We start from the raw sequence: 16,435 nt of genomic DNA, 5'->3' as shown, positions 1-16,435 counted from the left end.
GCGTCCATTCCATCTCTATGAGCGTCGACCCGCTTCCATGCCTGGCCCAGGAGACGGCAAAACCCGCCCGATCGCGGGGAAGGGGCGGGCAGGTCCGAAAGAGTTCACAGGATGATGGCGATCAGTCCTCCGCTGCCTTCGTTGATGATTCGCTGCAGCGTTTCTTTCAGCTTGAACTGTGCGCTCTCCGGCATCAGCGACAGTTTCGCGGAGATGCCCTCCCGGACGATCGCGGCGAGCGACTTGCCGAAAATGTCGCTCTCCCAGATCTTGAGCGGGTCTTTCTCGAAGTCCTGCATCAGGTAGCGAACCAGTTCCTCCGACTGTTTTTCCGTCCCGACAATCGGCGCGAACTCGCTCTCCACGTCCACGCGGATCATGTGAATCGATGGCGCCGTCGCCTTCAGCCGCACACCGAACCGGGATCCCTGCTTGATGAGCTCCGGTTCGTCGAGCGTCATCTCCTCGAGCGCGGGAGGTGCAATGCCGTAGCCCGTGAGCTTCACCATACGCAACGCTTCCGCCACCTTGTCGTACTCTCGCTTCGCGTAGGTGAATTCTTTCATCATCTTGAGCAGCTGATCCCGGCCGGTGATCTGCACCCCGACGATCTCCGTGAGCACCTGGTCGTACAGTTCATCCGGCGCGTCCAGCTCGATCGCGGCGATCCCGTGCCCCATGTCCATGTGCGCGAGCCCGCAGGCCGCGACGAAAGGGTACTGGGCAAACTGCGCGACGACGCGATCGATGTCGCGCACGCGGCGGATGTCCCGGATGGTCTCGCGGACCGCCTCTTCGAACTGTTGGCGCAGCCAGTGGTCGGGATCGAGCACCATCACCCAGTTCGGGAGGTTGACGTTGACTTCTTTAACCGGGAACTCGTACAGTGCCTCGCGAAGCACGTAGTAGATCTCGTGCGTCGTCAACGTGGCGCAGGAAAGGGCCAGCACGGGCACGTCATACTTCGCCGCGAGCTCCTCTCTCAGCTGGACCACGCGCGGGTGATCCGGCGTAACCGAGTTCACGATCATGACGAACGGCTTGCCGAGCTCCTTCAGTTCTGCCACCACGCGCTCTTCGGCCGCGACGTAGTTTTCGCGCGGGATCTCGGCGACGGATCCGTCGGTCGTGACGACAATGCCAATGGTCGAGTGGTCGGCGATGACCTTGCGCGTGCCGATCTCGGCCGCCTCCTGAAAGGGGACGGGATCGTCAAACCACGGCGTCGTGACCATCCGTGGCCCATTTTCGTCCTCGTACCCGCGGGCGCCCTCAACCGCATAACCGACGCAGTCCACAATCCGAATGTTGACATCCAAGCCTTCGGCGACGTGGACCTGCACTGCCTGATTCGGGATGAACTTCGGCTCCGTGGTCATGATGGTGCGGCCCGCGGCGCTCTGGGGAAGCTCGTCGATCGCACGGGCGCGATCGGCCTCGTCCTGAATATTGGGAATGACAATGAGTTCCATAAATTTCTTGATAAACGTTGACTTGCCAGTGCGCACGGGGCCGACCACGCCGAGGTATATATCGCCCCCCGTCCGCTCCGCAATGTCTTGAAAGACGTCGAATTTTTCCACGATTCTCCCTCCTCGAGATGACCGGCGTGGACAGCATGAACGCATGCCTCGCCCCGGCCCACCGACAATCCACGTAGACCGTCACACAATCGATGGACAGTAGCCAATATATGCGGCACAAAGACCGGTATGCTTCGCGAAGCAGAGCGCCTCGTCCCTGACGCCACTATGTATACGGGAGAGAGATTCAGCGTAGAACCGCGGCAAGGGGGGAAACCAAGAGGAAAAGGGATCCAGCGCCAGTGCGCGTGGATCCCGGGGAACGTCAGCCCTGGATGTGTTGGCGATAGGCGTCGGCGTCCAGCAACGCCTCGAGTTCGGACGGGTCGTCCATCTCCACGACGATCATCCAGGCATCGTCATAGGGCGACTCGTTCACCTTCTCAGGCGCATTCGCGAGCTCCTCGTTCACTTGGACGACGCGCCCGCTCACCGGCGCGTACAGGTCGGACACCGTCTTCACGGACTCCACGGTTCCGAAGGTCTCTCCTGCCTTCAGCTGGGCTCCAACCTCCGGCAGCTCCACATACACGATGTCACCCAGTTCGTCCTGCGCGTAGTCCGTAATCCCAACGTAGGCGCGCTGTCCGTCGACCCGCACCCATTCGTGCTCGCGCGAATACTTCAATCCCTCCGGAATGTTCACGAACACGCCTCCCTCCACCGATCAACGAGGGTAGTGTATCAAATCGTTCGCAAGGTCGCCACGCCTGTCTCACGGGAGGCGGAACTCGGCTGTCAAAGGCTGCGCACCAACGACTTCCATCTCGTGGTTTTTGTCCCTGGTCATCAACAACTCAATTGCCTCGCTCGGCGAGATTTCGCCCATCAACACCCGCGCGATGGCGTGCGTGATCGGCATCTCGACCCCACAGTCCTTGGCGAGCTGCTCAGCAGCGAAGGTGGCATGGACGCCTTCAACCACCATTCCGATGGACGCGAGCACTTCTGACAGCGACAACCCTTTCGCCAACAGCCGACCCGCCCGGTGATTGCGGCTGTGTTCACTCGTGCAGGTGACAATCAGATCTCCGATTCCGGCCAAACCCGAAAAGGTCAGCGGCGACGCGCCGAGCGCCACGCCAAGGCGCGTGATCTCAGCCAGCCCGCGCGTCATCAGCGCCGCTCGGGTGTTGTCTCCCAACCCCAAGCCCTCGGCCAGCCCCGCGCCGAGTGCGATGATGTTTTTCAACGCGCCGCCCAGCTCGACGCCGACGACGTCCGCCTGCGTGTAGACGCGAAACCGCTCGGTCATCAGGGCGTCCTGCGCGCTCTCCGCCACGCGCCTGCTGGCGCTCGCCACGACGACGGTCGTCGGAAGCTGGCGAACCACCTCTTCCGCGTGCGATGGGCCCGAGATCACGGCCAACCGGCGTTCAATTCCGGGAATGTGGCGCTCGAGCCACGCGCTGACGCGCAAATTGTCGGGACGCACAAAGCCCTTGACCGCGTGGACCAATAAGACGTCCTCCCCGAGGCCGCGAAGAAAAGGCAACATATCCGCCACGGCTCCAGAGGGAACGGCGAGCACCACAAGTTCGGCATGGCGGAGAGCGTCCTCCGGATCGGTCACCGCTCTCAGACCAGCGGGCAACCGCGCCCCGGGAAGATAGCGTTCATTCCTGCCGCGCAGGTTGATATCCTCCGCCACCTCAAGACGCCGCGCCCAAATGGTCACGTCCCACTGGTTCGACACGAGCACCGAAGCCAGGGCGGTCCCCCAACTGCCGGCCCCCAGAACACATGCTTTCATCGCGCACCCTCGCTCGTCCGGTCAAAAATTCGCCGCTCCGTGCCATGCAGCAACCGATCGATGTTGGATCGGTGGCGATAGACGGCGAGCAACGCAAGCACGACGCTCGCGCCAAACGTCCACGCCTCAAAGTGGAAGACGGCTACCAGGATCGGGACAAGGCATACGAACACGAGCGACCCGAGGGACACGTAACGCGTGACGGCGATCACGGCTAAACAGACCAGCCCCGCGATCACGGCCGAAAGCGGCGCGAGCCACAGGAGCACGCCGATCGTCGTGGCGATGCCTTTCCCGCCGCGGAAACCAAAAAAGATCGGCCAATTGTGCCCTGCCACGACGGCGATGGCGGACAGGGCCAGCGCCCACATCGCGTGCGGCGACAGCGCATTCGCGATCCACAGGGCCAGGGCGCCTTTCAATCCGTCGAACAGAAGAACGACGACACCCCATTTCAGCCCAATGGTCCGCATCGTGTTCGTGGCGCCGGCATTGCCGCTTCCTTCAGAGCGAATGTCTCGGCCACTGACCCACCGGACCACCAACGTGCTCGTCGAAATGGAACCTATGAGGTACGCGACGACCATCGACAACAGTCCAGACCAAGCCATTCGATCAACGCTCCTTCGCGGAGATCAGCCCGATTCCGCCTCATCGCGCGCCCGCAAAACCATGCGGATGGGCGTCCCTCGAAAACCAAACGCCTCTCGCAGTTGATTCTCGAGATAGCGCTCGTACGAGAAATGACTGAGTTCCGTGTCATTGACAAAGATCACGAACGTGGGCGGTTTCACACCGACCTGCGTGCCGTAATAAATCCTCAACCTGCGCCCGCCCTTGGACGGGGGCGACACGGACACTTGCGCATCCGCAAGCACTCGATTCAACGTCGCCGTGGGAACGCGCATCGCGTGATACTCCGCAATCTCCTTGGCGAGATCGAGCAACCGCCCCACGCGCTGACCCGTAAGCGCGGACACAAAGATCACGGGCGCAAAACGCAGGAACGGAAACTCTTGCCTGATCTTCTCTTCAAACCGATGCGCCGTTTTGTCGTCCTTTTCAATGGCATCCCATTTGTTGACCACGAACGCGATGGCACAGCCAGCGTCCAACGCGTAGCCCGCCACACGCTTGTCCTGCTCCACGATGCCAGTCTGCGCATCGAGAACGACAAATGCGACGTCGGCCCGATCCAAAGCTCGAAGCGCTCGCAACACGCTGTACTTTTCGATGCGTTCGTACACTTTTCCTTTGCGCCTCATGCCGGCCGTATCGACGAGCACATAGGCTTGACCGTCGCGTTCCAGCGGCGTGTCGATGGCGTCCCTCGTGGTTCCGGCCACGGGACTCACCATCACGCGCTCCTCGCCAAGCAGGCGGTTGACGAGACTCGACTTCCCGACATTGGGTCTGCCGACAAACGCGATGCGAATGGCGTCCTCGTCTCCATCCTCTTCGCCCGCCTTGGGAAGCGCGGACACGACAGCATCCAGCAGGTCCCCTGTGCCACGCCCGTGCTCGGCCGAAAACGGGATGGGCTCTCCGAAACCCAGTCGGTAAAATTCGTAACTCAGCGCATACTGGTCGACGTGATCGAGCTTATTGACGCCAAGCACCACAGGCTTGCGCGAGCGGCGCAACACCTGTGCAACGTGCTCGTCGGCCTGCGTCACGCCCTGCCGTCCATCCACCACAAACAGAATGACATCCGCTTCGTCGATGGCGATCTGCGCCTGCACACGAATCAGATTTCCGATCTCGTCCTCTTCATCCATCTCGATGCCGCCTGTGTCAATCACGCGGAACGGAACACCGTTCCACTCGCTCTTTCCGTAAATGCGATCGCGCGTGACCCCAGGCGTATCCTCCACAATCGAGACGCGTCCACCCACGAGTCGATTGAAGAGCGTGGATTTGCCCACGTTTGCTCGTCCCACAATGGCCACAACCGGCAAAGTCATCCTCTTCACCTCCGATCGTTCCGCAACGCGCGCTGTCGGCAGCCCATTATCCCGGAATTCGAAGCAGACGTCAATGACCCGTTTCCTTTCGCGATCTCCCCCACACCCAGGCGCGTTCAAACCGTTCCCACAGCTCAAAAGCCGCGGCAAAGATGAAAACGGAATCCATGTCGAGCCCGCTGCGCCCCGTCACCCAGGACACCGCGACCTGCCCTGCACACGCCAAGGCGCGCGTCCAAGGGGTCGGAGAGGCGACACTCGCCGCAACGCCAGCGATGGCGGCCGCCCACACCTGGGGAGATACGCTCCACCAGTCGGCAAATGGTGCCCACGCCGGCCATTCCGTCATGACGGCGACAGCCGCAAAAGCGACGCTCCCCGATCGAAACCATCGTTCGCGAGGGAGTCTCACCATCTCGTACAACGAGAGGGTGAGCCATGCCACCGGCGGAACCCATGCCGGGACAAGCCAGCGGAGCGGAAGCCAAGCCGCGAGACAGGCAATCACGACGGCCCGGACCAGCCAGCGGGGTGAGAGGGACGGCGGCGGCCACAGCATGAGCCAAACCGCCGCGGGGACAATCCACATGAGTGGGCTCTGCACACCTCAACGCCCCCAATCATCGCGTACGTGAAGATCAGCGGCCCTGTCTAGAGAAAACCCCGCCCTTTCGGGCGGGGTCCGGTATGCAACCACTATCATTTGAACAAATCGCCGAACAGATCGCCCAACGTCGGACCCGAGGCTCCATCGTTGCGAGGCTCGACAGCCCGGCGCTCGCGACGATTCCCTCTCCCCTGACCGCCGCGCGGTTGAGACGAATCTCGCATCGACAGCGAGATGCGCTTGCGCTCCGGGTCCACGCTCAGCACGCGCACCGTGACCTCTTGCCCAGGCTGGAGAACGTCTGACGGCTTGTCGACGTGCTCATTGGAGATCTGCGACACGTGCACCAAACCCTCGAGGCCCGGGCGGAGCTCGACGAACGCGCCGAAGTCCACCACACGGCGCACCACACCCTGCACCACGTCACCCGGTTGAAACTCATGCGCATACGTCTCCCAGGGCTCCGGCAGCGCCGCTTTGATAGACAGCGAAATTCGCCCGGCCTCCGGGTCCACGCGCAACACCCGGACCTTGACGCGATCGCCTTCATGGACGACCTCGGACGGGTGGTTGACGTGCGAAAACGACAACTCCGAGATGTGCACCAAGCCGTCGGCGCCCCCGACGTCCACAAACGCCCCGAAATCGGTCAGCCGCTGCACGGTGCCCTCGATCACGTCCCCGGGCTTCAACTCCTCGAACAGTTTGCGTGCACGCGCCTCGCTCTCCTCTTCCAGCACAGCGCGACGCGACAGGATCAGTTTGTTCTTCTGAGGATCCACCTCGATGACCTTGGCGCGAAGCTTCTGTCCCTTAAACTGTTCGAGATTCTCGACAAAATGACGATCCACCAAGGAGGCCGGAATAAAGGCGCGAACGCCGACGTCCGCCACCAGACCGCCTTTGACGACGTCGCGAATCTCTACCTCGATGGGTTCTCCGCTTTCCAGCAACTGCTGCATGCGTTCCCACGCAGACGCCTGTTCAGCGCGCCGCTTCGAAAGGGTGACATGGCCTGATTCCATGTCGACTTTCAAGACTTGGGCCGTCACCGTGCTGCCCACGCTCACGACGTCGCTCGGGTGCGTCCCTGGGACCGCCGAAAGCTCTTGCGCCGCAATATGCCCCTCATAACCGTGAGGCAGTGCGACGGTCACGCCGTGATCATCCACGGCGGTCACTTCGCCGGTCACCACGTCCCCCTCGCGAACCGCCGAATCGGTCAACATTTCACGCAAATCCTCTGACATGTCAATGGCCTCCCGTATCCATGGTCACTTTATGATGGCAACGCGCGACAGGAGTCGGCGTTTATTCGCATGCGCCATCGGCAACCTCCTGACGACGCCAAGTTCACGTTGGCCTTCCACAAAGGTTACCTATAGCATACCAAATTGGACAAGCTACAAACGCGATTTTGGAATCTCGCCACCAACTTTTCATACGCCTACTGTAACACAGTCTTGCGCGACAAGGAAAACCGACGCACCTCTCACCCCGATTCTCGATCGGCTCCGGTCAGCTGGATCAATTGATCGCGCAGCCTTCGCATGATCTCTTCCTCCGACTGTTCGCATGGGACGATGGGCTCGCCAAATCTGACCTCGATGCGGCCGAACAATCGGTATCGGCCGCGAATGCCCACGGGCTGGATCACAGCGCCCGCCTTCTTGGCAATGGACGCAATCCCAGGTTGCAAAGGTCCAAGTCGGCCGGTTCGCGACCGGTGCCCTTCGGGAAACATCACGAGGCAGGTCCCGGCTTGAAGAACTTCGATCGCGGTGCGGATGGCGCGCCGATCCACGCGTCCCCGCTGAATCGGAAAGCCTCCGAGAGCGAGAAACATGCGCCGAAGCACGGGGATGCGAAACAGTTCGGCCTTGCCCATGAACCGTATGTATCGCGGAACCAGAATCCCTAGAAGCGGAGGATCGAAGTTCGACAGATGGTTGGATGCGAGAATCACGCCCCCCTGCTGCGGAAGCCGTTCAAGCCCCTGTACGCGGATGCGAAAACAGGCCCGAAAGAAAGCCGTCACAACGGCACGCGCAAACCTGTAAAACGGAGCGCGAGGCAAATCACTGGGTTCACCGGACATGCGCATTCTCCACCAACTGCACGATCTCGTCGACCACGGATTCCACGCTCTTGTCGGTCGAGTCGATGCGCACCGCATCCTCCGCCATTCTGAGCGGAGCCACCAAACGCTCGGAATCCTTGCGATCCCGCTCAAGCACGGTTTGCACCATGTCTTCGAGCGCGACGTCGTAACCCATTCGCTTGTATTCCTCCATGCGTCGTCGGGCCCGCTCCTCCGGCGCGGCGGTGAGAAACACCTTCACGGTGGCGTGAGGCAACACAACCGTGCCGATGTCACGGCCATCCATGACCACCGAATGGCGCTCCGCAAATGCGCGCTGCCATTCGGTCAACAGCTGCCGCACGCGAGGATGAGCAGCGACGGTGGAGACCAGCGCGCTGACCTCCGGAGCGCGAAGCTTGGACGTCACGTTCACGCCGTCGATGAGGACCTGCAACGTCCGGTCTTCCCCTTCCTCAAACGACACCCGGTGTGCATCGAGGACGGCCTCGACGTCGCGCTCCGAATGCACGTCAATCCCTTCTTGAGCGCAAAGATACGCGACTGCCCGGTACATGGCGCCTGTGTCGACATACATCAGATTCAGCCGTTCCGCCACCCGCTTGGCCACGGTACTTTTCCCAGCGCCAGCGGGTCCGTCGATGGCAATGGTCACAGGTGCCACGTCGAAACCTCCCTCCGGCTCGATCCCTCATTTCCTCGATGGTAACACAACCGGAAAAGGCTCGGCAATGCGGTCAAATTCAAAAGAAAGACACAGGCTCCAGTGAAGCCGTCGCGGTGCCGCCCCCCAAAGACACGGTCTCTCCCGTTACAGGGTACAGCATGTCGCTCGCGCCATCCGTGACGTAAATCGTGACCGGAGGCCCTTGCGGTCGCGTGTCGCGGAACGAGATCACATCGCCCGAATGCACCAGAATTTGCATCTCATCCGTGGTAAACGGCCCTAGCGAGACCCCGTTGCGGAAGACGATCACGTTCGCCGCGCGCGCGGCGCTATCCGCCTTGAGCATCACACTCCCCGAGGCTCCGGTGAGCCCCGGCGGTGTGCCCGTTTGCACCGCCAACGCGGGACGAGTGCGGATCGTGGCTGAGACGTGATCGTGCACAAATGGCAACTGCATGGCGAGCTGAGCGAGCGCAAGCGTGGTCACGGTCCCGAGTGCGACAGGCACCAACCCATCGTCCAACATGCGGAGCATCCGCCGGATCGCCATGGACATCCCTCCACAGCTAACGTATGCGCCGGCGGACGCGCTATGAATCTATCTTCTTCTCAGCGCACGCTGCCGCATGAAGGTGTATCGCACCACCTGATCCCGCACCCGTTCCGGCATGTCCACGAACTGCATAGACAGCGTGCGCCCCATGCCTTCTTCCTCGATTCGCACCACCTGGCACATCGCTTGCAACCGGAATCCCGTGTACGGCAACGTCACCTCGATGCCGACGCGATCGCGAAACTGGATGTCGACCGGTTCGCGCGTGCGGACGGCCAATCCGCCCCCACTGATGTCCACGGCGTGTGTGAGATAGGTCTCCCCCGTTCGCAGGCAGGTCAGCTTAACCTGGGCATCCAACGAAACCCGAAAATATTCGCGGCGCTGAATTCTGGTGAGATCCGAACTTTTCAACGGATGCTCCAGGCGCACGGCGGGCGTGGGGATGTACGAGAGACCCAAAACCCGGGAACGATATTGATAAACGTCGTTTTCGGAGGCGGCGTACTCGACCACCAGCGTGGTGTCGACATGGACTTCCATTTCCTTCCCAGTGCCTTGATGGACGGGAACGTCCGCGTATAGAAACTCGTCGTCCAAATCCGCAACACGCGACTTGTAGCTGTTCTCAGAGGTGTCTCCTGCCACGCGGACGCGCAACGGAGCCCCTACCCGTGGCACAATCGGCATACCGTTCCCCATCCCTTCCAATCTCCTGCCTTATTATACACACAGAGCGGAGGATTGCGGGGAAACTTGGACAGAAAGCCTCGATTGCGCCAGAAGCATCGAATTATGTCAAGCGTTCAATGCTCAACTCGTGACCGGTCACCAGGTCGAGCACCACCCGATAGGGCTCATCGCTTGGGGCAAGCGTGCCGTCGAACGCGATGGCCTGAACCCATTTCCCATTCGGATCTTCGGCCAGGATGCGCCGCTCGTCCTGAACGTGAAACTGTGGCCCCAGACGCCCGCGGAGATCGCGCTCGGAAAGCGGATGCGGCGCAGGTGGCAGCGTCTTTGGCGGCCATTTGCCGCGATCGTAAAATCCGATGACCTGCCCGTTATCGAGTGCCACCAGCACCTTGCAACTCGCATCCGGGGCCGGTATCCCCTGAACGATCGGCTGATACGTAAACCGCGCGATCCCGTCCACCTGGCTGGCGTAGGTACGGACCAGCTGCTGTAGACCGATGCTCTTCAGCCAACGCGCCGAAGAGGCGGCAGCGTCCGCCAGATCCACGCGGGCCTTGCCGAGCGGCCGGTTCAGTCGATAGCTCGCCAGGGTGCCCGCGTTTGAAAATTCGATCCGCACAGGCCTCCCGTTCAGCGAACCGGTGACCAAAACATAGGAACCGTTGCGAGGATCGCGGACGTGGCTGACTTGAGGTTTGTCCAAGGTGCCTCCTGCCACCTGCTCGGCCCTGCGAATCCAAGGCCCGGGCGCCACCGGAACGGTTGTGTCCGACGCTTTCGGCTGGTGCCTGGTCGCGGCGACACTGGCCTGCAGCCGTGTGAGCGCGTTTCGAATGGCCGGCGCAAGCTCCGTTCCCGACGGGCCGCCGAGAACCCTTCCTGTGTGCCATGCGATCTGCTCGAGTTGCGTCTCCAACTGCGCAACCGTCTGGGCGTCACGTCGCAGAGCGTCCTGTACGCTCACGTTCCGCGGCGACGTGCCACTGACCATCCAATGTTCTGCCTCCGTGTCGATCTGGTGCAACGCTTCGTTCACCCGGTGATCCGGACCTCCGTCGGGAATGCGCGCCATGTCCAACTGCGCCGCATACGCGTATTTCTCCACGCCCGCGAGGTGACGCTGGAAAGATTGCGGATCCGCCATGATCGACGCGGAAGCGAGTGCAGCTCGAAGAGCATCCAGATCCGCCACGGCTGTCCGCAATGCCCCTGAATAGCTGGCATCGACCATCGCGGCCAACGACTGAGCACGGCTCCGCTGGTTGTCGCCCCAGGCGAAAGCTGCCGCCCCCACCGCGATCACGGCCGCAGCAGTTCCGGCCCACCACGTCCATTTGCGCATGTCGTACACCCCCTCATCAAAGCGTGAAAATGTGATGACCTATGGTGACAAGTTCGGGTTGCGCCCACATCCACGCATTGGATGTCTTGGCCGGATTGAAGTAGTACAGCGCCCCGTGGGTCGGATCCCAGCCGTTCACCGCATCGATCACGGCCTGCATCGCTTGCCGATTCGGCTGGAGGTTAATTTGTCCATCGTTGACGCAATCAAACGCCCCAGGTTGGTACACGATAGCAGGAATGGACTTAGGGAATTTTGGGTCGTGCAGTCGGTTCAAGATGACGGCCGCGACCGCCACCTGCCCTTCAAAAGGTTCCCCGCGGGCCTCGCCATACACCACGTGCGCCATGAGGTTCAGATCGCTCGCACTCAGGTTGTCCATCCCGTGCGTGAAGCCATCCCCCGAGATGAGTGTGCCAGCGCCGCCCGAAGCGGTGGTCTGCTGCGTGCTTCCGGACGTCGAAGCGGCCGGACGGTTTGGGAAGTCCATTTTGTAATTCCAGTTTGGCGTCGCCTTGACGAGCATGATCTTGGTTCGCATGTCGACCTCCCCGGTGACGGGAAGCCCGAAGTTGTATTGAAAGGTCCGGACCGCCCAGTACGTTTTCCAGCCGAACACGCCGTCGATGCGCCCCCAGTAGTAACCGAGCAGATGCAACCGCCCTTGGAGCTCGTCCACGTCATAACCCGTACTTCCGTAGATGAGATTCCGCGCTGTAAAGGCTTGTGCTGTTGGCATTTCATCGGCGTTGAACGCGGTCAGCCACAAAGCAAGAACGCATGCCCATGCCGCGATCGCGCGTTTCCCCCTGCTCATGCGGCAGCCTCCTCGTGCGAAATGGTGGAACATCCATCTCTGTTCGTCAGCCCGCATCGGCGACAACCTGTATTCTGTGAACAGGCAAAAAAAATATGCCCGGGCAACCCCGAGCACATGACTTCCGTGTTCCGTTTCTCAGCCAAGTACCTCGATATCAAAGTCCTTGTCGTTATCGCACAGGCAGCGTTTGAATCCCGTCTCAATATTCCCCTTCGAGTCTCGCGTGCCCCGCAGAATGAACGTCTCGCCGCACTTCCGGCACCGGATCATGACCTTGATACGATGGGAAGCAGGGGTCGATTCTTGAGCCGACAAAGACGACTCTGCGCGCATAGCGATCCCTCCTTCAACTGGATCCTGGTTCATATCCATCCCCGCCAGCGGCTCGCTTCCGCCAACCGCTGCACACCCACGATGTAAGCCGCAAGCCGCATGTTGACGCCGTACCGATCTGCCACCTGATACACGCGATCAAAGGATTGCCGCACGCGATCGTCCAACTTGGCCTGCACTTCGGATTCACTCCAGTAATATCCCTGGTTGTTCTGAACCCATTCAAAGTACGAGACGATCACGTCTCCAGCAAAGGAGAGTACGTCTGGAATGACGAGGATCTCGCGCTCGGTGAGAATCTCCATGGCATCCTGAGGCGTCGGCACGTTAGCCGCCTCGACGACGAGGGACGCCTTGATTTTCGGCGCGAGATCCGCTGTGATCGCGGCGCCCGACGCGGCCAACACCAAGACGTCGCAGGGCTGCTCCAGGAGCTGGCGATTGGTGAGCACGTCGCGGTAGAGGCGCGTTACGGTCCCGAACGAATCGCGCCGCTCCAACAATTCGTCCACATCGAGCCCGGTTTCACGGTACAGGGCTCCGTATGCGTCTCCCACGCCGACGATCGTTGCGCCGCGATCGCTCAAATATTTCGCCAGGTAGCTCCCAATGCCGCCAAATCCCTGAACAATGACGCGCTGTCCCTCGAGCGTTTGCCGCCGCTGCCTCACGGCTTCTTCCAACGTGAGCGCGACGCCTCGCGCCGCAGCCCCATCGCGCCCGCGCGTTCCGCCCAAAATCACCGGTTTTCCAGTGATGAACCCCGGGCTGTCCGATTCACGTATGTGAGAATACTCGTCCAACATCCACGCCATGTTTTGAGAGTTGCTGAACGCGTCAGGCGTCGGTACGTCCTTCGCCGGCCCCACGATCTGACTCACGGCTCTCACATAGCTCCTGCTGACCCGCTCGATTTCGGAGAACGACATGTCGCGCGGATCGCAAACAATGCCGCCCTTGGCGCCGCCAAACGGAAGTTCGGCGATGCCGCAGCGAATCGACATCCAGATGGCGAGCGCCTCCATTTCCTCGAGCGTGATGTCGGGATGCAGCCGAATTCCGCCCTTCGTGGGACCGATGGCGTCGTTATGTTGGACGCGATAGCCGGTAAACACGCGCACGCTTCCATCGTCCATGCGCACGGGAAAGCGCACCGTCAGGACGCGCATGGGGAGTTTCAAGAGTTCGAAGGCCTCCCGCCCGTATCCCAAGACGTCGAGTGCCTGATGGACGATATCCTGCGTCTCCTGGAGCATATATGTACCCTGCTGACGCTTGTCCGCGGACGCCACAGAATCTGCCACAGTGTTTACCACCTTTTCCCGGTTGTCGACAAGATGAAAATCGGATCAGGACAGCCCTAGTATACACGCCCGCCCGCATTCCGAAAAGCGCCACACATCGCGGGCGGGCACAAAAAACAGAGTAACTAGAGTCATCTAGTTACTCTCTTGAGCTTCCACCTCAGGTGGGAAAGTTCTTGAGAAGCTTTTCTAGGGCGTGATCGGCGAAAATCGCCTTACCGTATTCCTCGAGAACCCAAGGCGTAACTCGACTCATGTTGCCGTATTCCACGAGAATCGAGAACACTTCCTCCCACTGGTCCGGTCTCAGATCCCCCCGGATCACGAGCTGATAAGCGCCTTCGTGATGGTAGAGCGCTGTACTGACCGGATACTGCCGCAGCGTTCGGCAGGCAGCAAGAAGGTCATCAAAATCGCGAAACGCCATCACCATGTGCGTTGGCGCTGTACGCGAAGAAAATCCATGGTCTCGTTCGAAGTAGGTATCGTCTTCGTCCGTGTAATCCCCGTCATCATGGCCGGCCCCCGGCATGGACGGGATACGCGTGACGATGACGACCACGCCCTCCGTCGGCATCGTGAACGCCTCCACGGAAATCGGACCCGCAATGTCAAATCCGACTTCCATATAAGCGGTCTCCATCATATCCCAAAAAAGGTCTTGCACTTTCTTTCCGTTGTGCCAAATTTCATCCCGATCGATCCCGCGTTCCTCGAGATCGTCGTAACTGATGAAAATTCGCACCTTGTCTCGGGCAATTCGCTCGACTCGCATCGGCGTTCCCTCCTTATCGCCAAAGGCCGAGTGAAAGGGCGTGTGATGAATTATATTATACCTCATTTGCTCCCCATGTCATGGCGGACGGCGTCGATTGCAACAACGCGAACATCACGGGGAACTTCACGTTCTGTCGCACCTTCAGGTGGATGCCCGCTCGACAATATTGTGCTGCAGAATCACCGTGTAGTTGTCCACTGGCTCATCCTGCAACAACTTGGTCAGCAGTCGCATCGAAACCGCGCCGAAGTCGTACATCGGCTGCGCGATCACGGTCATCTCGGGACGAACCATCACCGCAAGACGCGTGTTGTCAAATGCGATCACCTTCACGTCATCGGGAACCGATTTTCCCATGTCCTGTACCGCGTGAATCGCCGCCAACCCGAGTTCGTCGGACGCCGCGACCACTCCGTCCAAATCATGTTGCTCGAAATACGCCCGTATGACCGGAAGAGAGGTCTCGTACCGTCCGCGGCCTGTCCGAATGATGTGCAGCTCCTGCCCGCGCATCCGATTTTGCGCACCCTGCAGCCGACGATCCGCCACCACCGAGAAGCCTTCATCCATGGTGATAAAGCCGATTCGTTGACATCCTTTTTGCAGCAAAAAATTCACAGCGTCCCGCCCGGATCGATAATTATCAATGTTCACAGACGGGATTCTTCGCTCCGGGTCCTCTGTCGCGCAAAGCACGACTGGAATTTGCGCCTCTTCAAACGCGTCGATCTCCCGGGAAGTGAGAACGTTCGTCATGTACAGGATCCCGTCCACTTGCTTCTCCCACATGGTCCCGATGAGGCTGACCTCCCGGTCCACCTGGGCGTCCGAGTTGACGAGAAGGATATTGTAATCGTACATATTGGCGATATCCTCGATCCCGCGGACCATTTCTGCCACGAAGGCCGCGGAGACGTCAGGAACGATCACGCCAATCGTACGCGTACGTTTACTGGCCAAACCGCGAGCCACCGCGTTGGGTCGGTACCCTAGCTTTGCGATGGCCTCCAACACTCTCTTCTTCGTATCCTCTTTCACCACGGCCGTGCCATTAATGACACGCGAAACGGTCGCCATCGAGACCTTGGCTTCGCGCGCCACATCGTATATCGTAACAGGCATCGCAACCCCACCCTTCATCTCACATCGCCAATCTGTGGTATCTGCATGCGTGTCCTTATTATAATCAAGTTTGACCGGTTGCTGTCCAGTTCTTGAAGGGTTCGTGGAGTCTATGAAAAAAGCCAGCCGAGGTCGATGAAACGCGTCGGCTTGGCTATGTTCCTTCACGCGGCTGGTTTCTGCAACGAGGACGCAGGTCTTCCTGACGGACCGGCGCCCCAATGGCAGCCGATCTTTCACATGCAGACAAAAACAAAGGGCTCGGAAGCACCGAACCCCATCGTACACAATGCGGGTGGAGGGACTCGAACCCCCACGGTCGCCCGCCAGAACCTAAATCTGGTGCGTCTGCCAATTCCGCCACACCCGCATAGTTTCTCACGCCTGGCAACGACCTACCTTCCCAGGAGGCTTCCCTCCCAGTATTCTCGGCGCTGGAGGTCTTCACGTCCGTGTTCGGGATGGGTACGGGTGTTGCCCCTCCGCTGTGGTCACCAGACGGGCTTCGTTCTTCGCTCGCTCGGAGGGCTTCGGCCTTCGGCCTGCAGATCTCCTCGCTCGCGATTCACTTCGCCGCTGATTCGCTTCCGCGAAGCCTGCGTTACGAGTCGGTACCTAACCGCGCCTCGCTCGCATGTCACTTCGCTTCAGATGCCCGTTTGCGAAGTCATCGTGGCGAGTCGCTGGCTTTACGCGCACCCGCGCTCGTCTCACTTCGCTTCAGGCTCAGCTTGGCCCTTGCCACCGTGCATAGGGAGCCTTCCAGGTGAAGCCCTCGACCGATTCGTATCTGTCCGCTCCACGCATCACTG

At 60.4% G+C, this 16,435-nt stretch carries 16 protein-coding genes, 1 tRNA gene and 1 rRNA gene; all 18 read right to left on the bottom strand.

The window, feature by feature from the left end:
* Positions 1 to 104: 104 nt before the first annotated feature.
* Positions 105 to 1,583 carry a stage IV sporulation protein A gene (spoIVA, locus tag J3481_RS00090; RefSeq protein ID WP_206830395.1) on the bottom strand — a complete coding sequence of 493 codons (1,479 nt, stop codon included), beginning with the start codon at positions 1,581 to 1,583 and terminating at the stop codon, positions 105 to 107.
* Positions 1,584 to 1,848: 265 nt separating this feature from the next.
* Positions 1,849 to 2,229: a glycine cleavage system protein GcvH gene (gene gcvH / locus J3481_RS00085; RefSeq protein ID WP_206830394.1), complete on the bottom strand. Its 381-nt coding sequence runs from the start codon at positions 2,227 to 2,229 to the stop codon at positions 1,849 to 1,851.
* A gap of 69 nt (positions 2,230 to 2,298) precedes the next feature.
* Positions 2,299 to 3,336 (bottom strand): NAD(P)H-dependent glycerol-3-phosphate dehydrogenase, encoded by a 1,038-nt coding sequence (locus tag J3481_RS00080; protein ID WP_206830393.1) that lies wholly within the window; start codon positions 3,334 to 3,336, stop codon positions 2,299 to 2,301.
* A complete protein-coding gene (gene plsY, locus J3481_RS00075; RefSeq protein ID WP_206830392.1) occupies positions 3,333 to 3,947 on the bottom strand; it encodes a glycerol-3-phosphate 1-O-acyltransferase PlsY in 615 nt (204 codons plus the stop codon). The genes J3481_RS00080 and plsY overlap by 4 nt, the downstream gene beginning before the upstream one ends.
* A 24-nt stretch (positions 3,948 to 3,971) precedes the next feature.
* Positions 3,972 to 5,300, bottom strand: coding sequence for a ribosome biogenesis GTPase Der (gene der, locus J3481_RS00070; protein ID WP_206830391.1), 1,329 nt, complete (start codon positions 5,298 to 5,300; stop codon positions 3,972 to 3,974).
* 70 nt (positions 5,301 to 5,370) lie between these two features.
* Positions 5,371 to 5,904, bottom strand: coding sequence for a hypothetical protein (locus J3481_RS00065; RefSeq protein ID WP_206830390.1), 534 nt, complete (start codon positions 5,902 to 5,904; stop codon positions 5,371 to 5,373).
* A gap of 95 nt (positions 5,905 to 5,999) precedes the next feature.
* Complete coding sequence (gene rpsA / locus J3481_RS00060; protein ID WP_206830389.1) at positions 6,000 to 7,157, bottom strand: 30S ribosomal protein S1; 1,158 nt, start codon at positions 7,155 to 7,157, stop codon at positions 6,000 to 6,002.
* Positions 7,158 to 7,399: 242 nt separating this feature from the next.
* The gene (locus tag J3481_RS00055) at positions 7,400 to 8,005 is read right to left on the bottom strand and encodes a lysophospholipid acyltransferase family protein (protein WP_206830388.1); all 606 of its coding nucleotides are present in this window, start codon (positions 8,003 to 8,005) and stop codon (positions 7,400 to 7,402) included.
* On the bottom strand, positions 7,995 to 8,672 hold the full coding sequence (cmk, locus tag J3481_RS00050; protein ID WP_206830387.1) for a (d)CMP kinase: 678 nt from the start codon (positions 8,670 to 8,672) through the stop codon (positions 7,995 to 7,997). Before cmk ends, J3481_RS00055 begins: the two co-directional genes overlap by 11 nt.
* Before the next feature lie 79 nt (positions 8,673 to 8,751).
* Complete coding sequence (locus J3481_RS00045) at positions 8,752 to 9,225, bottom strand: hypothetical protein (RefSeq protein ID WP_206830386.1); 474 nt, start codon at positions 9,223 to 9,225, stop codon at positions 8,752 to 8,754.
* 48 nt (positions 9,226 to 9,273) lie between these two features.
* Complete coding sequence (locus tag J3481_RS00040) at positions 9,274 to 9,918, bottom strand: flagellar brake protein (protein WP_236010915.1); 645 nt, start codon at positions 9,916 to 9,918, stop codon at positions 9,274 to 9,276.
* 103 nt (positions 9,919 to 10,021) lie between these two features.
* Positions 10,022 to 11,266 carry a PepSY1/2 domain-containing protein gene (locus tag J3481_RS00035; RefSeq protein ID WP_206830384.1) on the bottom strand — a complete coding sequence of 415 codons (1,245 nt, stop codon included), beginning with the start codon at positions 11,264 to 11,266 and terminating at the stop codon, positions 10,022 to 10,024.
* 16 nt (positions 11,267 to 11,282) lie between these two features.
* A complete protein-coding gene (gene sleB / locus J3481_RS00030) occupies positions 11,283 to 12,083 on the bottom strand; it encodes a spore cortex-lytic enzyme (RefSeq protein WP_206830383.1) in 801 nt (266 codons plus the stop codon).
* 365 nt (positions 12,084 to 12,448) lie between these two features.
* A complete protein-coding gene (locus tag J3481_RS00025; RefSeq protein WP_407929305.1) occupies positions 12,449 to 13,723 on the bottom strand; it encodes a Glu/Leu/Phe/Val family dehydrogenase in 1,275 nt (424 codons plus the stop codon).
* Positions 13,724 to 13,883: 160 nt separating this feature from the next.
* Positions 13,884 to 14,498 (bottom strand): adaptor protein MecA, encoded by a 615-nt coding sequence (locus J3481_RS00020; RefSeq protein WP_206830382.1) that lies wholly within the window; start codon positions 14,496 to 14,498, stop codon positions 13,884 to 13,886.
* A gap of 144 nt (positions 14,499 to 14,642) precedes the next feature.
* Positions 14,643 to 15,623 carry a substrate-binding domain-containing protein gene (locus J3481_RS00015; protein WP_206830381.1) on the bottom strand — a complete coding sequence of 327 codons (981 nt, stop codon included), beginning with the start codon at positions 15,621 to 15,623 and terminating at the stop codon, positions 14,643 to 14,645.
* 290 nt (positions 15,624 to 15,913) lie between these two features.
* Positions 15,914 to 15,993: transfer RNA gene (locus J3481_RS00010), tRNA-Leu, on the bottom strand.
* 12 nt (positions 15,994 to 16,005) lie between these two features.
* A 5S ribosomal RNA gene (rrf, locus tag J3481_RS00005) occupies positions 16,006 to 16,122 on the bottom strand.
* Positions 16,123 to 16,435 lie beyond the last annotated feature (313 nt).

Source organism: Alicyclobacillus fructus, from assembly GCF_017329605.1.
In the GTDB taxonomy this organism is placed as follows: Bacteria; Bacillota; Bacilli; order Alicyclobacillales; family Alicyclobacillaceae; genus Alicyclobacillus; species Alicyclobacillus fructus.
This window is presented reverse-complemented; position numbering and strand designations above follow the sequence as displayed.

Excerpts from the sequence above, each read along its gene's own strand:
- J3481_RS00080 (WP_206830393.1), bottom strand. The coding sequence starts at position 3,336 with ATGAAAGCATGTGTTCTGGGGGCCGGCAGTTGGGGGACCGCCCTGGCT.
- plsY (WP_206830392.1), bottom strand. The coding sequence starts at position 3,947 with ATGGCTTGGTCTGGACTGTTGTCGATGGTCGTCGCGTACCTCATAGGT.
- der (WP_206830391.1), bottom strand. The coding sequence starts at position 5,300 with ATGACTTTGCCGGTTGTGGCCATTGTGGGACGAGCAAACGTGGGCAAA.
- rpsA (WP_206830389.1), bottom strand. The coding sequence starts at position 7,157 with ATGTCAGAGGATTTGCGTGAAATGTTGACCGATTCGGCGGTTCGCGAG.
- J3481_RS00055 (WP_206830388.1), bottom strand. The coding sequence starts at position 8,005 with ATGTCCGGTGAACCCAGTGATTTGCCTCGCGCTCCGTTTTACAGGTTT.
- J3481_RS00045 (WP_206830386.1), bottom strand. The coding sequence starts at position 9,225 with ATGGCGATCCGGCGGATGCTCCGCATGTTGGACGATGGGTTGGTGCCT.
- J3481_RS00040 (WP_236010915.1), bottom strand. The coding sequence starts at position 9,918 with ATGCCGATTGTGCCACGGGTAGGGGCTCCGTTGCGCGTCCGCGTGGCA.
- J3481_RS00035 (WP_206830384.1), bottom strand. The coding sequence starts at position 11,266 with ATGCGCAAATGGACGTGGTGGGCCGGAACTGCTGCGGCCGTGATCGCG.
- sleB (WP_206830383.1), bottom strand. The coding sequence starts at position 12,083 with ATGAGCAGGGGGAAACGCGCGATCGCGGCATGGGCATGCGTTCTTGCT.
- J3481_RS00020 (WP_206830382.1), bottom strand. The coding sequence starts at position 14,498 with ATGCGAGTCGAGCGAATTGCCCGAGACAAGGTGCGAATTTTCATCAGT.
- J3481_RS00015 (WP_206830381.1), bottom strand. The coding sequence starts at position 15,623 with ATGCCTGTTACGATATACGATGTGGCGCGCGAAGCCAAGGTCTCGATG.